The 15,606-nt window shown below is 61.8% G+C and carries 13 protein-coding genes; 5 read left to right on the forward strand and 8 right to left on the reverse strand.

All coding sequences use genetic code 11. From position 1 onward, the window contains the following. Positions 1-57: 57 nt before the first annotated feature. A complete protein-coding gene (pepN, locus tag AC4P1R_RS03165) occupies positions 58-2,718 on the reverse strand; it encodes an aminopeptidase N (RefSeq protein ID WP_492177404.1) in 2,661 nt (886 codons plus the stop codon). A gap of 395 nt (positions 2,719-3,113) precedes the next feature. On the opposite strand from pepN, the gene AC4P1R_RS03170 reads away from it, so the two are divergent. Then, positions 3,114-4,052, forward strand: coding sequence for a DMT family transporter (locus AC4P1R_RS03170; RefSeq protein ID WP_069460514.1), 939 nt, complete (start codon positions 3,114-3,116; stop codon positions 4,050-4,052). A 3-nt stretch (positions 4,053-4,055) separates the two neighbouring features. Here the strand turns inward: AC4P1R_RS03170 and AC4P1R_RS03175 are convergent, their stop codons facing one another. The 5 genes from AC4P1R_RS03175 to AC4P1R_RS03195 all read right to left on the reverse strand — a co-directional run bounded on the left by AC4P1R_RS03175 (position 4,056) and on the right by AC4P1R_RS03195 (position 8,284). Continuing rightward, positions 4,056-5,345, reverse strand: coding sequence for an MFS transporter (locus AC4P1R_RS03175; RefSeq protein ID WP_069460515.1), 1,290 nt, complete (start codon positions 5,343-5,345; stop codon positions 4,056-4,058). A 200-nt stretch (positions 5,346-5,545) separates the two neighbouring features. Continuing rightward, positions 5,546-5,686, reverse strand: a complete 141-nt coding sequence (locus AC4P1R_RS03180; protein WP_192803740.1) for a hypothetical protein — start codon at positions 5,684-5,686, stop codon at positions 5,546-5,548. A 67-nt stretch (positions 5,687-5,753) separates the two neighbouring features. Next, positions 5,754-5,930, reverse strand: coding sequence for a hypothetical protein (locus tag AC4P1R_RS03185; RefSeq protein ID WP_106407928.1), 177 nt, complete (start codon positions 5,928-5,930; stop codon positions 5,754-5,756). Between the two features lie 142 nt (positions 5,931-6,072). Beyond that, positions 6,073-6,948, reverse strand: coding sequence for a uracil-DNA glycosylase (locus AC4P1R_RS03190; RefSeq protein ID WP_492177406.1), 876 nt, complete (start codon positions 6,946-6,948; stop codon positions 6,073-6,075). Positions 6,949-6,997: 49 nt separating this feature from the next. Continuing rightward, positions 6,998-8,284 (reverse strand): Hsp70 family protein, encoded by a 1,287-nt coding sequence (locus tag AC4P1R_RS03195; RefSeq protein ID WP_069460836.1) that lies wholly within the window; start codon positions 8,282-8,284, stop codon positions 6,998-7,000. A 245-nt stretch (positions 8,285-8,529) separates the two neighbouring features. On the opposite strand from AC4P1R_RS03195, the gene AC4P1R_RS03200 reads away from it, so the two are divergent. The 3 genes from AC4P1R_RS03200 (at position 8,530) to AC4P1R_RS03210 (ending at position 12,803) form a co-directional block, all read left to right on the forward strand. Continuing rightward, complete coding sequence (locus AC4P1R_RS03200) at positions 8,530-10,194, forward strand: electron transfer flavoprotein-ubiquinone oxidoreductase (protein WP_069460517.1); 1,665 nt, start codon at positions 8,530-8,532, stop codon at positions 10,192-10,194. Between the two features lie 546 nt (positions 10,195-10,740). Next, positions 10,741-11,739 (forward strand): ABC transporter substrate-binding protein, encoded by a 999-nt coding sequence (locus tag AC4P1R_RS03205; protein WP_069460518.1) that lies wholly within the window; start codon positions 10,741-10,743, stop codon positions 11,737-11,739. 176 nt (positions 11,740-11,915) lie between these two features. Continuing rightward, positions 11,916-12,803, forward strand: coding sequence for an ABC transporter permease (locus tag AC4P1R_RS03210; protein ID WP_069460519.1), 888 nt, complete (start codon positions 11,916-11,918; stop codon positions 12,801-12,803). A 70-nt stretch (positions 12,804-12,873) separates the two neighbouring features. Here the strand turns inward: AC4P1R_RS03210 and AC4P1R_RS03215 are convergent, their stop codons facing one another. After that, positions 12,874-13,782 carry a DMT family transporter gene (locus AC4P1R_RS03215; protein ID WP_069460520.1) on the reverse strand — a complete coding sequence of 303 codons (909 nt, stop codon included), beginning with the start codon at positions 13,780-13,782 and terminating at the stop codon, positions 12,874-12,876. Positions 13,783-13,917: 135 nt separating this feature from the next. Here AC4P1R_RS03215 and AC4P1R_RS03220 point away from each other — a divergent pair, with 135 nt between their 5' ends. Next, positions 13,918-14,388: an Lrp/AsnC family transcriptional regulator gene (locus AC4P1R_RS03220; RefSeq protein ID WP_492177408.1), complete on the forward strand. Its 471-nt coding sequence runs from the start codon at positions 13,918-13,920 to the stop codon at positions 14,386-14,388. 109 nt (positions 14,389-14,497) lie between these two features. Here the strand turns inward: AC4P1R_RS03220 and AC4P1R_RS03225 are convergent, their stop codons facing one another. Continuing rightward, positions 14,498-15,511, reverse strand: a complete 1,014-nt coding sequence (locus AC4P1R_RS03225) for a zinc-binding alcohol dehydrogenase family protein (protein ID WP_069460522.1) — start codon at positions 15,509-15,511, stop codon at positions 14,498-14,500. Positions 15,512-15,606 lie beyond the last annotated feature (95 nt).

Below are 15,606 nucleotides of genomic sequence, written 5' to 3' on the forward strand. Positions count from 1 at the left end.
CGGAATGCCGTTCGTGCGCCAGGCTGGACAATGCGGGCAAATGTGCCCGCATCCTGGTCACGCCCGCCCTTCGTCCTGCAACATTCGCTCGACGATGTCGCTCACATCGGCGGAGAGGCTTGACGCCGCGGCGATTTCCTTGAGAGCGCCGCGAGCGTGTTCGGCTCTCGTCTGCTCCAGCGAGCGCCATGAACGCATCGAGGTTAGGATGCGCGCCGCAAGCTGCGGATTGCGGGGGTCGATCGCCAGGATCTGCCGCGCCAGGAAGCGATAGCCTTCGCCATCGGCGCGATTGAAGCCCGTGGGATTGGAGAAGGCATAGGTGCCGACGAGGGAGCGCACGCGGTTGGGATTGCTGGCATTGAAAAGCGGGTCAGACATCAGCGTCTTCACCCGGTCCAGAGTGGCCGGACCCGGGATAGTCGCCTGGATGGCGAACCACTTGTCGATGACCAGTGCATTGTCGGCAAAGCGCTTCTTGAAGGCGGCTAGCGCCTCCGCCGTCTCTTCCGCGTCCGGGAAGCGCTGTGCAAGCAGTGTCAGCGCCAGGCTCAGATCGGTCATGTTGTTGGCAGAGTGGAAAGCGTCCGCCGCCCTTTCCGGCCGCCCGTCGCCATAGACGAGGTAGGAAAGGGCCGCATTACGGAGCGAACGCTGGCCGGCGCTTGTGGCATCCGGACGGAACGGGCCGGGCAATGCCATGTCGTCGGCAAGGCGCTCGAAGGTGCTCCGGCCGGACGCGGCAATGGCAGACAGGATTGCCTGGCGGCCCGCTTGAATAGCATCGGGATCGTTGTCGTGGCCGATCTCGCGGGCGATGTCGGCCTCGCTTGGAAGGGAGAGGACCTGCGAGCGGAAGGCCGGCTCCAACCGATCGTCGCCGGCGGCGGCCAGCAGACCCTCGACGAGCAACTCGTCGCAGGTGATCGGTCGTGCCCCGCGAGCTTCGCCAGCAGCTTCGACCAGATTGTCCAATGCCATCGCGTTCAGCGCCTGCCAGCGGGCGAAAAGATCGACCTCGTGGCGGGCGATCAGGGCCCGGTCCTCGGCGCTCTGTTCGATGTGGACATTGATGGGCGCGGAAAAGCCGCGGTTGAACGAGGGGACGGGGCGCGACGGAATGCCGGAGAAGACGACTGTCTGCCTCCGTTCCGTCAGGTGGATTACGTCGCCGGTGACGTCCGCACCCGAAGCGCGTTTCAAGGTGGCCTCGCTACCGTCCTCAAGAAGCAGGCCCACGCGGAGCGGGATGTGCATCGGCCTCTTGGCGGATTGGCCAGGCGTCGGCGGCACCGTCTGTTCCAGGGCAAGGGTGAAGGTCTGCGCGGCCGTGTCGTAGGATCCGGAAGCGCTGACCAAAGGCGTGCCGGCCTGCTCGTACCAGAGAGAGAACTGGCTGAGGTCTCGTCCGCTTGCATCCTCGAAGCAGGCGATGAAGTCCTCGATCGTCACGGCCTGGCCGTCATGGCGATCGAAATAGAGATCCATGCCCTTCTTGAAGAGATCGCGTCCGAGGATCGTGGCGATCATACGCGTCACCTCGGAGCCTTTTTCATAGACCGTCGTCGTATAGAAGTTGTTGATCTCGCGATATTGCGCCGGCCGGACCGGATGGGCGAGCGGCCCAGCATCCTCCGGAAATTGTTCCGATTTCAGGTGCCGCACCTCGGCGATGCGCTTGACGACGCGCGAGCGCATGTCGGCGGAGAATTCGTGGTCGCGGTAGACGGTCAGGCCCTCTTTCAGGCAGAGCTGGAACCAGTCGCGGCAGGTGATGCGGTTTCCCGTCCAATTGTGGAAATACTCATGCGCGATGATCGCTTCGATATTGGCGTAATCCGTATCGGTCGCCGTTTCCGGATCGGCGAGCACGTATTTGTCGTTGAATACGTTGAGCCCCTTATTCTCCATGGCGCCCATGTTGAAATCGGAGACGGCAACGATCATGAAGATATCCAGATCGTATTCGCGGCCGAAGACTTCCTCGTCCCATTTCATAGCGCGTTTCAGCGCGTCCATGGCGTAGGCCGCGCGCGGTTCCTTGCCGTGCTCGACATAGATCTTCAGCGCCACTTCGCGGCCCGAAGCAGTCATGAATTTGTCTTCGACGACGCCCAGGTCGCCAGCGACCAGCGCGAAGAGGTAGCTGGGCTTCGGGTGCGGATCGAACCAGGAAGCGAAATGGCGGCCGTCGCCCAGGTCGGCGCCGCCGAGATAGTTGCCGTTCGAAAGCAGGAGCGGCGCCGTCGCCTTGTCGGCAATGATGTTGACCGTATAGACGGCGAGCACATCCGGGCGGTCGGGAAAATAAGTGATGCGGCGAAAGCCTTCAGCCTCGCACTGCGTGCAATAGACATTGCTTGTACGATAGAGCCCCATCAGCTTGGTGTTGGATTCCGGCGACAGGACTGTCGTCACCGTAATCTCGAAAGGGGCCGTCTCCGGCAGTCCGCGGATCGTCAGCGTATCGTCCAGCACATCGTAAAGTGCAGCGGGTATTTCCTCCTGATCGAGCAAAAGACCGGTCATGGTCAGTTCGTCGCCGTCGAGCACCAGGGGGGCGGAGGGGTTGGCGCCTTCGCGTCGATGGAAGATCAGACGTGCCTCGACTTTCGTCTCCTTCGGGTCGAGCTCGAACGTCAGGTCCACCCTCTCAAGAACGAAATCGGTCGGTCGGTAATCTTCCAGATGAACGATCTGGCCGGTATTTGTCCGCATGGTCAGTCCCGCTTTCGCCCCGCTTCCGTTGTAGAGGGCGCCTGTGATGGTGAAAAGGCCCAGGGGCAAGAATCTGCGTTTGCGAATGCCGTCGACCGCACTTCCGGCACAAACGCGCCGCCGATGTCCCTCCCGCTCCCTGTCTCCTGGAGGTTTATCGAAGCGCCACTAACAAGACCTAAATTCCACAGGATTTTTTCGCGCGCGCTGATTGAACCCCTTCTCCACGCGGTAGTCATCACGAAAAAATCGGTTTCATCAAGGAATTTGATCCAACTCCTTCTTCGGGCGGGGCTAGAGTGACGCATCTTACGCGGCGGGTCCGTCGCGTCCTCCCTTAGCCTCGCTCTTCCAGTAATCGGCTGGCCGATGGCAGATTGAAAAAGCGCGTTTCCATGGATGCCGACATACATAGCCCGATGAAGGGAATTTTGCTCAAGGTCCTTTCCGTCGTCGTTTTCCTCTGCATGTCCACCTGCATCAAGGCCGCCGGCAGCGACATCGCGACGGGACAGATCACCTTCTATCGCTCTGCGTTTGCCATGGTGCCGATCCTCGGCTATCTCGCTTTCCGCGGTCAACTGCGCGATGCTTTCAAGACGACCGATATCACCGGCCACCTTGGACGCGGTTTCGTTGGCATACTGGCAATGAGCTTCGGCTTCTACGGGCTCGTGCATCTGCCGCTGCCGGAGGCGATCGCGATCGGCTACGCCATGCCGCTTCTCGCGGTGGCCTTTGCAGCGTTCTTTCTCGGCGAGATCGTGCGGCTTTACCGCTGGACAGCCGTCATCATCGGACTCGTCGGGGTATTGATCATCACCTGGCCACGGCTGACCTTGTTGGAGCAGGGGGGCTTCGGAGAATCCGAGGCGCTCGGTGCCGCGGCAGTCCTGCTGTCGGCAACCTTCGGGGCCATGGCAATGGTGCTCGTGCGCAAGCTGGTGCAGAAGGAGCGCACGCATACGATCGTTCTCTACTTCTCTCTTTCCGCCTCTCTCTTCTCGCTGGCGACGCTGCCCTTCGGCTGGGCCGCGATGTCGTGGACGTCTTTCCTGCTGCTGATGGTGGCAGGCTTTTGCGGGGGTATCGCGCAGATCCTGCTGACGGAGAGTTACCGCCACGCCGACATGTCGACCATAGCCCCGTTCGAATATACGTCCATCGTCCTCGGCATCGTCATTGGCTATTTCCTGTTCGGCGACGTGCCGACGGCGACCATGCTTGCCGGCACTGCGATCGTCGTCGGCGCCGGCATCTTCATCATTTTCCGCGAACGCCGGCTGGGACTGGAGCGGAAGGGCGCTCGTAAGCACATGACGCCGCAGGGATAACGGCTATTGCGCCTGCGTCTCCCATTCGGGGACTGTATCATCCTCGATGATCGGACCAGCTTCCTGCTGGGCGAGCGGGTTCGTCACGTCCGGGCCAGGCGTCGGCAGGACGGTCGTCGCTTGGAAATCGGTTTTGGCGACGAGGCCCTCGTGCTGCTCGCGCTGCCCGATTCGCCAGGCCGCATAACCGGCATAGAGCGCAAAATAGACCGCGAGCACGATGAACAGTGCGGCGGGGCCGAACGCGTCCATAACCGGACCGACGACCAATGGGCCGGATATTGTGCCGAGGCCGTAGGTGATCATCAGCCCTGACGAGATCTTCACAAATTCGTCTGGCTGCGCGAGGTCGTTGGCGTGGGCGACGTTCAGCGCATAGATCGGGAAAAGCACCATGCCGACGCAGCCGGCAAGGGCGTAGAGGATCCAAGCGCCGCTGCCGATTGCGAGCGCCGTGACGAGACAGGAGACGAAGCCAAAGAGTCCGCAGGCGATCATGACGATGCGCCGGTCCATCCGATCAGAGGCCCGGCCGATCGGGATCTGGGAAAGGGCGCTGCCGGCAAGCACCGCGGCGAGCAAGGTCGCGCCCTCCGAGGTCGAAAGGCCGATCTTCTGCGTGAAGACGCCGCCGAGATTGAGCCAGGCGCCGGAGAGCGCGCCAGCGAGAAAGCCGCCGACGACTGCGACGGGTGAGCGGCGGAAAAGACCCGGCAGGTCGAAATTCGCCTGCGTCGGCGCCGCCGGCATCGGCGAGGATGAGAGCGCCGTCGGCAGGAGCGCGAGCGAGAACAGCACGCCGCACAGGATGAACAGGGACGTGTTGGTCGGATCGCCGAGCGGCACCAGATACTGGCCGGCGATCGTTCCGATCATGGTGGTGATCAGATAGAGCGAGAAGAGGAGACCGCGGTTTTCGTTCGTCACACGCTCGTTCAGCCAGCTTTCGATGACGAGATAGCTGCCGGCAATGGCAAATCCGGACACGGCGCGGAAGCCGATCCAGGCGCGCCAATCGACAATGAGGCCGCACATCAGGATCGCAACCGAAAGCAGCGTCATCAGCGCTGTGAAGACGCGGACATGTCCGACGCGCAGGACGAATTTCGGCGTGACGACGCAGGAGAGGGTGAAGCCCAACGTATAGCCCGTCGCGAAAACCGATACGGTGAGTGTCGACCAGTCCTCTGCGACCGAGCGCACCGGAATGACGTAGCTCTGCAGGCCGAAGGCCACCATCATCAGAAGCGTGGATAGCATCAAGCTGAAGACGGACGCGAAATTCGCCAACATTCGGCGCTCCTGGAAACTTCCGACCTCTGCTCAGCCCCGCGGGAGAACAAGGGCCAGCGACCTCCGCGTATCCGAAAGGACGCGCGGCGTTGCGTGTCAAAAAAAGCGAGAGTGGCTTTATTCCCGTTTCCGCGCTCTATCGATTGCGACAGGCCGTGGCGAGAAGACGCAAACCGTGAGCGACCGTGCCGCTGCCGGCGTCAGCTGGGCAGCAGCGGGCTGATCACGTTGCGATGGGCACGCCGGGCATCCGTGACCGAACTCAAGCGGCTATATTCGCGCGAGGCGCGCACTGCGGTACCGATGTCGGCGACCGCGTCGACGAGATTGCGGATAGACATGATACATTCTCCGATCCCGCAGCCTCAGGCGAAGCTGCGGCGGTCTGCGTGGGTCGTTGCCGGGGGATCAGCGCTGGATGAAGTCGGCGTAGATCTGCGTCGGACGCGTGGTTCGGGCAAAGCCCACAGCCGTCAATTGCTCGTTGGTTGCCGTGCCGGATCGATTAAACGGTGCCCGCCGGGCAAAGCTCGCATGGCGGAGCGTCTCAAAGCTGCTGTGGATCGGGCGAAAGCGGGCAGTCATGGTTCAATTCCTTAAATCCATTCCTCCCGTTAGCCCATATTGCAACGCAACATTGCTTTTGCAATGCACCAAAACGCCGCGCAGACATGCACAAACCGCATGGCTTTTTTCATACTTAATTGATGAATCAGGCCGCGTGGCGTCAGGCTCCGATTCTGGCCTTGAAGGCCAGCAGATCCTGCCAGGCGAAGCGCTTGTTGATCGGCGCGGTAACCAGGTCCTGCGGGTGCAACGTTGCCATTGCCGGCGCGGCGTGACCGCCGGCGGCGAGTTCCCGCCACTGCCCCCGCATCTGATGGATCGTCTCGCTACCGCCGTAAAAGAACCGTGCGGTAAAATTGCCGAGGAGGAGCACATGCCTGGGTTCGGCAAGGGCGATCTGTCGCTCGATGAAGGGACGGCAGATGTCCGCCTCGCGGCTGCTTGGCACGCGATTGCCCGGCGGCCGCCAAGGTATGGCATTGCTGAGCAGCACGTCGTCCCTCGAAAGCCCGATAGCGACAAGCATGCGGTTCAGCATGTCGCCGTGTCTGCCGGCGAACGGACGAGCATCGCGGTCGTCATCAGCATAGGGCATCGGCCCAATGATCATAACGGCGGAGCTGGCATTGCCCTCCACGAAAACCAGGTTGCGGGCGCTGTTTCTCAGGTTGCAGCCGGTAAAGGCCTCCATCGCACTGCGCAGTTCGGCGAGCGACCGTGCGCTCTCGGCGGCAAAGCGCGCCTCGCCGATCGCCTGTTCGTCGGGCATGGCGACGCTCGGTGGTGCTGAAGGCGGTGCGGCGTGATCTCTTGTCCGGCTGGCGGGAACTGCTGGTTGCGTTCTCTGTGTGCCCGTGGGGGTCGACTGCCTGGCCTGCGGCGCGGCGCGCCCCTCGGCGCGCCTCGCCTTCATGGCCTCGAACTCCGCCAGCCGGTCGACCGGTGCGTCTTCCAGCAGCCATTCGACGCCCGCCTCGGCATGGAAGGCGAGGAGGGCGGCGAGTTCGGAAGTGGAGAGGTCATTGGCCGAGATCATGGGGCGACTTTAGCAGATCGGAGGATGCGGTCCACCCGCTGTGGGAGCATCAACGCGCTGTCCAGGTCGCGATATCCTCGCGTTCGCCGATAAGCGCCAGGCCATGGGCGATCGACAGGAGTTCGCCGCCGCATTCGATTCGTTCCTCGCTGAAGCGATTCTCGAACAGCCGGCGGACGGCCGGCACGAACGAGGTGCCGCCGGTCAGGAAAATCCGGTCTATCTCGCCGGGAGGCGTCGCGGTCTTCGCCAGCACCGTGTCGAGGGCTTCTTCGATGCGGGCCAGGTCGGGCGCGATCCAGCCCTCGAAATCCTTGCGTCGCACCATCCGGCGTGATCGCTCCCCAAGCGGCGGAAAGTAGAACTCGGTCTCCTCGTCCAGCGATAGGCGCATCTTCGTGGCCGAGACCGCCTGGTAGAGCGGATAGCCCTCATCGTGCTCGACGAGATCCATGAAGGCCTCCAGCTTCTCCGGCTCGAGGCTCGAACGGACGAGCTTCCTCAACTCGGTGAAGTCTCTCAATGTTTTGAAGATCGACAACTGGTTCCACCGGCCGAAATTGGCATAATAGCTCGACGGCACTTCAAGCAGTTTGTCGAAGCTTTTGAAGAGACTCCCTTTGCCGATGAGCGGGGAGACGATATTGTCGATGATGCGGAAGTCGAAGTGATCCCCGGCGATGCCCACTCCGGAATGCCCGATCGGCGTTGCGGTCAGCCGCCCGGCCCCGCGTTCGAAGCGGATGATCGAGTAATCGGTAGTACCGCCGCCGAAATCGGCGACAAGCACGGTTGCGTCGCGCTCAAGCTTTTGTGCGAAGTAGAAGGCGGCCGCGACCGGTTCATAAACAAAATGCACCTCCGGAAAACCAAAACGCAGCAGTGCGCGATTGTAGCGTTCGATCGCCAGCGTTTCGTCGGGATTGGCCCCGGCAAACTGTACGGGTCGGCCGACGACGATCCGTCGAAGGCTGTCGCTCCATTCGCCACCGCCATATTCCCGCAGACGGGCAAGGAAGCCATGCATCAGATCTTCGAAATCATACCGCTTCGCGAAGACGAGCGTGCCATGAAACAGCGCGCTTGCGGCAAAGGTCTTGAACGATTGCAGGAAACGGCACTCGCCGGGATTGTCGATGAACTCTCTTATCGCTGCCTGCCCCGCTTCTATCCGCAAGGGGAGAGGACCCGGATTTTTCAGGAAGGAAAGCGCCGTTCGGGTCGTATCGGCTTTGCCGGCGGGGCTTTCCATGACGATGGAGCGAGTGGAGGCGCCTTCTGCCACGGCCAGTACGGAATTGGTGGTCCCGAAATCGAGGCCGAGTGCGGATGCCATGACGATCTCCATACGTGGGAAAGGGGCCGGCCTCCTCGCACGGGTGCCGGTCGAAAGCAAGGCCGTCCCAGTTTACGTTTACGTGCAAGTAAGTTATACGTGCCTGGCCTAAACTCATCAGGTCATGCGCAAATGCAGGGAAACTCTGTCGCATCCTGGCTCGACAACGCTTGCCACATTTGCCATGACGGAACGATATGGCTGGGAAAGGAGCCGGCGGAAGACCGGCAGGACTGGAGAGCATGATGACCGAGGTACAAGAACTTCCCGAGCGCGAGAGCATGGAATTCGACGTGGTGATCGTCGGAGCGGGTCCGGCCGGCCTTGCCGCAGCGATCCGGCTGAAGCAGGTCAATCCCGAACTCTCCGTCGTCGTCCTGGAGAAGGGCGCCGAGGTCGGCGCGCATATTCTGTCCGGCGCCGTCGTCGACCCGATCGGCATCGACCGGCTCTTGCCCGGCTGGCGTGACGAGCCGGATCATCCCTTCAAGACGGAAGTCACCGACGACCATTTCCTTTTCTTAGGTCCGGCCGGCTCGATCCGCCTGCCGAACTTCCTGATGCCGTCGCTGATGAACAATCACGGCAACTACATTGTATCGCTTGGGCTCGTCTGTCGCTGGCTCGCCGCCAAGGCGGAGGAACTCGGCGTCGAGATCTATCCGGGCTTTGCCGCCACCGAAGTGCTCTACAATGACGAGGGCGCGGTGATCGGGGTTGCCACCGGCGACATGGGCATCGAGCGCTCAGGCGAGCCGGGGCCGAACTTTGCCCGCGGCATGGCGCTCCTTGGCAAGTACACGCTGATCGGCGAGGGCGTGCGCGGTTCGCTCGCCAAGCAATTGATCGCCAAGTACAAACTCGACGAAGGTCGCGACGTGCCGAAATTCGGCATCGGGCTGAAAGAGCTTTGGGAGGTGAAGCCGGAGAACCATAAACCCGGCCTCGTGCAACACTCCTTCGGCTGGCCGCTCGACATGAAGACCGGTGGCGGCTCATTCCTCTACCACCTCGAGGACAATCTCGTCGCCGTCGGCTTCGTCGTTCATCTCAATTACAAGAACCCCTATCTCTACCCCTTCGAGGAATTCCAGCGCTTCAAGACGCACCCGGCGATCCGCGGCACCTTTGAAGGCGGCAAGCGTCTCTCCTATGGCGCCCGTGCCATCACCGAGGGCGGCTGGCAATCGGTGCCGAAGCTGTCCTTCCCCGGCGGCGCGCTGATCGGCTGCTCGGCCGGCTTCGTCAACGTGCCGCGCATCAAGGGCAGCCACAATGCAGTGCTGTCCGGCATTCTCGCGGCAGAAAAGCTGGCGGATGCAATCGCGAGCGGCCGCGCCAATGACGAGCCGGTCGAGATCGAGAAGGGCTGGCGCGACAGCGCCATCGGCCAGGATCTGAAAAAGGTGAGAAACGTCAAGCCGCTATGGTCGCGCTTCGGCACGGCGATCGGCGTCGCGCTCGGCGGCCTCGACATGTGGACGAATACGCTTTTCGGTTTGTCCTTCTTCGGCACGCTGAAGCACGCCAAGACCGATGCGGCCTCGCTGGAACCGGCGGCGAAACACCAGAAGATCGACTACCCGAAGCCGGATGGGGTTCTGACTTTCGACCGGCTGTCGTCGGTGTTCCTGTCGAACACCAATCACGAGGAGGATCAGCCGATCCACCTGCAGGTCAAGGACCCCGAACTGCAGAAGCGCTCCGAACACGATGTCTTTGCCGGCCCCTCGACGCGCTACTGTCCGGCCGGCGTCTACGAATGGGTGGAGAAGGATGGGCAGCCGACCTTCGTCATCAACGCCCAGAACTGCGTCCACTGCAAGACCTGCGACATCAAGGACCCGAACCAGAACATCAACTGGGTGCCGCCCCAAGGGGGCGAAGGCCCGGTCTATCCGAACATGTAATGTTCGGAAGGCGGGCCGCACGGACCCCCGCGAAGAAAGCAGGGCGAAGGCCCGGTCTATCCGAACATGTAATGTTCGGAGGGCGGGCCGCACGGCCCCCCCGACGAAAGCACGGCGAAGGCACGGTCTGTCCGAACATGTAATGTCCGGGGGAAGCGGCTTCATGGATCATCGGTGTAACGCGGAATGGCCGGTCTTCCCCGACGAGGAGGCGGGCTCGTGGACCCGCGGCGGCGGTCGTAATCGGGCGCGAAAAGAGGCGCGGCGCTTCAGCCGGGCAGAAATTAAGTGAAGTTTTTCCGCCAAGGCCTTCAATTATCTAGATGCATGGCTAAGATGGCCGTCAGGGCGCTCGCTGACGCAAATGGACAAGTGTTTGCCGGAGAGACTCGCTATCAATGGCAATGGCCGTTGATCGTGAGGATGGATCGATGGCGTGCAGCTGGTTGCGTCCAGGGGCTGGAGCAGGCGCTGTTCCGATGTCCGCCGCGGCGGTAGGGCGAGCAGCCCGTTGCAAACACACCGTCACAACAGAGGGAACCGAAAATGAACAAACTTCTTGCGACGACATTTCTTGCCGCTGGCCTGCTCGGGCTGGGCAGCGCTGCCTCGGCAGCGGAATGCGGCGACGTGACGATCGCCAACATGAACTGGCAGAGTGCCGAGGTTCTTGCTAACGTCGACAAATTCATCTTGACGGAAGGCTACGGTTGCAATGCCGAGCTGGTCGTTGGCGACACGGTGCCGACCATCACCTCGATGATCGAGAAGGGCGAGCCGGACATTGCGCCGGAAGGCTGGGTCGATCTTCTGCCGGATGTCGTCAATCGCGGTCTCGAGGAAGGCAAGATCGTCGGCGCGGCGCTTGCGCTTTCCGACGGCGGCGTCCAGGGCTGGTGGATGCCGAAATACATCGCCGACGAGCATCCGGACATCAAGACGATCGACGACGTGCTGAAGCACAAGGAGCTCTTCCCGGCTCCGGAAGATCCGAGCAAGGGTGCCATTTACAACGGTCCGCAGGGCTGGGGCGGCACCGTGGTAACGACGCAGCTCTACAAGGCCTATGACGCCGACGAGGCAGGCTTTACGCTTGTGGATACCGGTTCTGCCGCCGGCCTCGACGGTTCGATCGCCAAGGCCTACGAGCGCAAGGAAGGCTGGGTCGGCTATTACTGGGCTCCGACGGCGCTGCTCGGCAAGTATGAGATGGTCAAGCTCGACCACGGCGTTCCCGCCGATCCTGCCGAGTGGAAGCGCTGCAACACGGTTGCGGATTGCCCGGACCCGAAGAAGAACGATTGGCCGAAGGACAAGGTCCAGACGCTGGTGACGAAGGAGTTCGCCGAACGCGCCGGACCTGTCATGGATTACCTCAATACCCGCGCCTGGCCCAACGACGTGGTCAACAAGCTGATGGCCTGGATGACGGACAATCAGGCGAGCGGCGAGGAGGGTGCCGAGCACTTCCTCGAGGAGAATGAGGAGATCTGGACCAAGTGGGTTTCCCCGGAGGTCGCCGAAAAGGTCAAGGCCGCCCTCTGATCCACGGCCCTGATATGGAGCGGCGCGCCGGCTTGCGCGCCGCTCGCTTTTTAATGGACACCGCGTTTGCGGTACGGTGAATGCAGCGGCGTGTGTTCCTGAGATGCGCGGCGCTGCCGGCGGCAGATAAGAAGAAGAGTGTGCCGCTTTGACGACATGCGAAGGGGAATCGAGAAATGGAATGGTTGACCAAATTTCCGCACATGGACGACGATCGGCTTCGACAACTCAAGAAACTGATCGATGACGGGTTCCGGACTTTCACGCGCGCCTATGGCGACGCCATCGAGAGCTTTTTCGAACCGCTGCAGTTCTTTCTGATCCAGTCCGAGCGCTTTCTGACGCGCACGCCTTGGCCGGTCATTCTGATCCTGATCGCGCTTATCGCCTGGTTTGCGAGCCGCAATTGGAAGATCGTCGCCGGCTGCGTCGGCACCATGCTGGCCATCGGCTATTTCGACATGTGGGACGACACGATGAAGACGATCTCGATGATTTTCGTCTGTACCGTGCTGTCGATCGCCATCGGCATTCCGATCGGGATCATCATGTCGCGCTCCGACCGGTTCCAGAGCGTGGTCAATCCGGTGCTCGACGTGATGCAGACGATGCCAAGCTTCGTCTACCTCATTCCCGTCGTGATGCTGCTTGGCATCGGCAAGGTGCCGGGCCTGATCGCCGTCGTCATCTACGCCATTCCGCCGATGATCCGCCTCACCAATCTCGGCATTCGCCTGGTCGACAAGGACGTGCTCGAGGCGGCGGACGCTTTCGGCTCTTCCAACTGGCAAAAGCTGAAAAACGTCCAGATGCCGCTGGCTCTGCCGACGATCATGGCCGGCATCAACCAGACGATCATGATGGCTCTCGCCATGGTGGTCATTGCCTCGATGATCGGCGTTCAGGGCCTGGGCCAGCCGGTCCTGAAGGCGATTGCCAACCAGTACTTCACGCTCGGCATCTTCAATGGCATGGCCATCGTCGGCATTGCCATCATTTTCGACCGCGTCAGCCAGGCCTATGGACGCCGTCTGCAGCGGCATCTCGAAATCGTCCACGGCTGAACCACGCAACGAAGAGCGGCCCGAGGCTTCGGTCCCGGGCCGCTCTTGTTTCCCAGGTCCAGACCCTAGCTTATCGCTGGCGAGGCGACAGAATACCGGTCGAGAGGGCAACGCCGGTTGCTGTTGCGATAGCGGCGGTAACTTCGTAGGGGCCGATTGCCTCGCCGAGAAGCACGCCGCCGCCCACCATTGCGAGTACCGGAGTGAGAGCCGTGAAGGCGGCAGCCTGTGTGCCGCCGAGGCGGCTGACGGCGATGCCATAGGCAAGTGTCGCGACGAGGCCGGAGAGGATGCCCTGGCTCATTACTTGAAGCCCGATCTCATGCGCGGGAACGGTCGAGAGCGTGCTGCCGAAGAAAAGTGCCAGGAGGAGATGGATAACGAATGACCAGGAGGCGATCAGCGCGCTGCCTTCGATGGGACTCAGACCCGAACGCCGGAATGCGTGCGTATAGACGGCCCAAAGAATGCCGGCGCCGGGTAGCAGCAGGTAGCCCACCCATGCGGACGGATCGGCCGTGTCGAGGCAGCGGACGAGCAGGATTGCGACACCGACGACGATTGCCCCGAAGCCGATGAGCCGCATGCCGTCCGGCCGCTCCCCGAAGAAGCTTGCGCCGATGAGCGCCGTCGCCAGTGGCATTGAGCCGCCGAGGAGCACGCCAACCGACGATGCGGGTGTTGCATGAATGGCGAAAGCCGCAACCTGAAAGAAAACCGCGCCCGATCCGGCGACCATCAGAGCAAGCAATCCAAGAGGCACGCCTTTTGGAAAGAGGCCCAGTCGCAACCAGACAGGAGCAAGCGCCAGCGCTGGCACGCCGTAGCGAATGAGCCCGAGATCGATCGTGCCGAGCGTAGTCGCTGCCGTGTGTCGTGTGGCGAGAATCCAGCCCGCCCAGATCAATACCGTAACAAAGGCGCCCGCATAGCCGGCGGCCGGCGCCTGCGAATGCCGTTCGAGTGTCAGCGCAACCATGATCCAGTTCCTCCAGTGGTAATGCTCAGGCGTGGAGGTTAGCGCCGATGGCGAGGGCATGTCCTTGCTATTTGTGCCCCTCCCGATCTATAGTTGGCAATTATCTGCCAACGTGGCCGGGGTATTTGACTGGTTATGCCAAATCTCGACAAATTCGATATTGCCATTCTCCGGATCCTGCAGGAAGATGCGCGCGCGACCAATGTCGAGATCGCCGAACGCGTCAATCTCTCCCCGTCGCCCTGTCTGAGACGCATCCGCAATCTCGAGAAATCCGGTGTGTTGCGCGGTTATCGCGCCGACATAGACCGCAAGGAGGTCGGCCTCGGCCTGACGGTCTTTGTCGAAATCAAGGTCAGGCACCACAGCCAGGAGAACGCACGCCTGCAGCAGGAGGCGCTGCTCGCGGTTCCTGAGGTCGTGTCTTGCTTCCTTATTTCCGGCAATGCGGATTTCCTCGCAGAGGTCGTGGTCGAGGATCTGGCGGCCTATGAGAAACTGCTGACCGAAACTCTGCTGACCCTGCCCGGTGTGACCGATATTCGGTCTAATTTCGCCATACGGACGATCAAGACCGCCGGCCCATTGAAGCTTCCGTCCCGCTGAGCACGGGCCCAGAATCGGAGTCGCTTCTCAAAAGACGGGTGGCGCTGTGACGACCCGACCTGCCGGCGTCAAAGTCCGCTGCCGGCAGGTCTTTCCCTCTCTCGCCGCGTCAGAAACCGGTCAGCACCAACTTGCCGCGCGTGCGGCCGGTTTCGACCATTCGATGTGCCTTCTTGAGGGTCGCCGCATTAATCGGGCCGAGGGTTTCCGTCAGCGTCGTACGGATCTTTCCGGCGTCGACGAGTTCGGCCACCCGGTGCAGGAGCTTGTGCTGCTCGATCATGTCCGGGGTTTTGAACAGCGAACGGGCAAACATCATCTCCCAATGGGTCGAGACCGATTTGCGCTTGAACGGCATCACGTCGAGCACGGCCGGGTCATCGATGAGGGCAAAGCGCCCCTGCGGCGCAATGAGCTTGACGATCTCGTCGATGTGTCTCTCCGTATGGGTCGTCGAGAATACGAAGGCCGGTGCGCCGAGGGCGAGTTGATCGATCTCCGCCGCAAGCGGGCGTCCATGGTCCAGGACGTGATGTGCTCCAAGTGTCAGGGCCCATTCTCGGGTCTCAGGCCGGGACGCGGTTGCGATCACGGTGAGATCGGTCAGCGCCCGCAAAAGTTGAATGGCGATAGAGCCGACGCCGCCGGCCCCGCCGACGATCAGCACCGCATTCGCTGCACCCGGTACGGGGTCATTAACCCTGACCCGATCGAACAGGGTTTCCCAGGCGGTGATCGCGGTCAGCGGCAGGGCCGCGGCAGCAGCGAAGTCGAGTGATTTCGGCTTGTGTCCGACGATCCGTTCGTCGACGAGGTGGAACTCAGCATTGGTGCCGGGGCGATCGATGGCGCCGGCATAGAACACTTCGTCACCCGGCCGGAAGAGCGTGACCTCGCGCCCGACCGCCTTGACCACGCCGGCGGCGTCCCAGCCGAGGACCTTCGGCTGCCCGGGCTCCGGTTCGACGCCTGCCCGGACTTTGACGTCGACGGGATTGACCGAGACGGCCCTGACCTCGACGAGAAGATCGTGACCCTCGGCCGTTGGGGTCGGCAGTTCGACGTCGATCAGGGAGGTTTCGGCTGTGATCGGTTGGGATGTCCTGTAAGCAACAGCGCGCATCAAATGCTCCTTTACAAATTGAACAGGAGCTAGATGACGATTACAGTCGACAGTCGCAAGAATGCACAAATTCAGCCCATAGTGCCAAAAAGGAT

It is taken from the genome of Sinorhizobium sp. Y406 (genome assembly GCF_058732025.1).

Excerpts from the sequence above, each read along its gene's own strand:
- pepN (WP_492177404.1), bottom strand. The coding sequence starts at position 2,718 with ATGCGGACAAATACCGGCCAGATCGTTCATCTGGAAGATTACCGACCG.
- AC4P1R_RS03170 (WP_069460514.1), top strand. The coding sequence starts at position 3,114 with ATGGATGCCGACATACATAGCCCGATGAAGGGAATTTTGCTCAAGGTC.
- AC4P1R_RS03175 (WP_069460515.1), bottom strand. The coding sequence starts at position 5,345 with ATGTTGGCGAATTTCGCGTCCGTCTTCAGCTTGATGCTATCCACGCTT.
- AC4P1R_RS03180 (WP_192803740.1), bottom strand. The coding sequence starts at position 5,686 with ATGTCTATCCGCAATCTCGTCGACGCGGTCGCCGACATCGGTACCGCA.
- AC4P1R_RS03185 (WP_106407928.1), bottom strand. The coding sequence starts at position 5,930 with ATGACTGCCCGCTTTCGCCCGATCCACAGCAGCTTTGAGACGCTCCGC.
- AC4P1R_RS03190 (WP_492177406.1), bottom strand. The coding sequence starts at position 6,948 with ATGATCTCGGCCAATGACCTCTCCACTTCCGAACTCGCCGCCCTCCTC.
- AC4P1R_RS03195 (WP_069460836.1), bottom strand. The coding sequence starts at position 8,284 with ATGGCATCCGCACTCGGCCTCGATTTCGGGACCACCAATTCCGTACTG.
- AC4P1R_RS03200 (WP_069460517.1), top strand. The coding sequence starts at position 8,530 with ATGACCGAGGTACAAGAACTTCCCGAGCGCGAGAGCATGGAATTCGAC.
- AC4P1R_RS03205 (WP_069460518.1), top strand. The coding sequence starts at position 10,741 with ATGAACAAACTTCTTGCGACGACATTTCTTGCCGCTGGCCTGCTCGGG.
- AC4P1R_RS03210 (WP_069460519.1), top strand. The coding sequence starts at position 11,916 with ATGGAATGGTTGACCAAATTTCCGCACATGGACGACGATCGGCTTCGA.
- AC4P1R_RS03215 (WP_069460520.1), bottom strand. The coding sequence starts at position 13,782 with ATGGTTGCGCTGACACTCGAACGGCATTCGCAGGCGCCGGCCGCCGGC.
- AC4P1R_RS03220 (WP_492177408.1), top strand. The coding sequence starts at position 13,918 with ATGCCAAATCTCGACAAATTCGATATTGCCATTCTCCGGATCCTGCAG.
- AC4P1R_RS03225 (WP_069460522.1), bottom strand. The coding sequence starts at position 15,511 with ATGCGCGCTGTTGCTTACAGGACATCCCAACCGATCACAGCCGAAACC.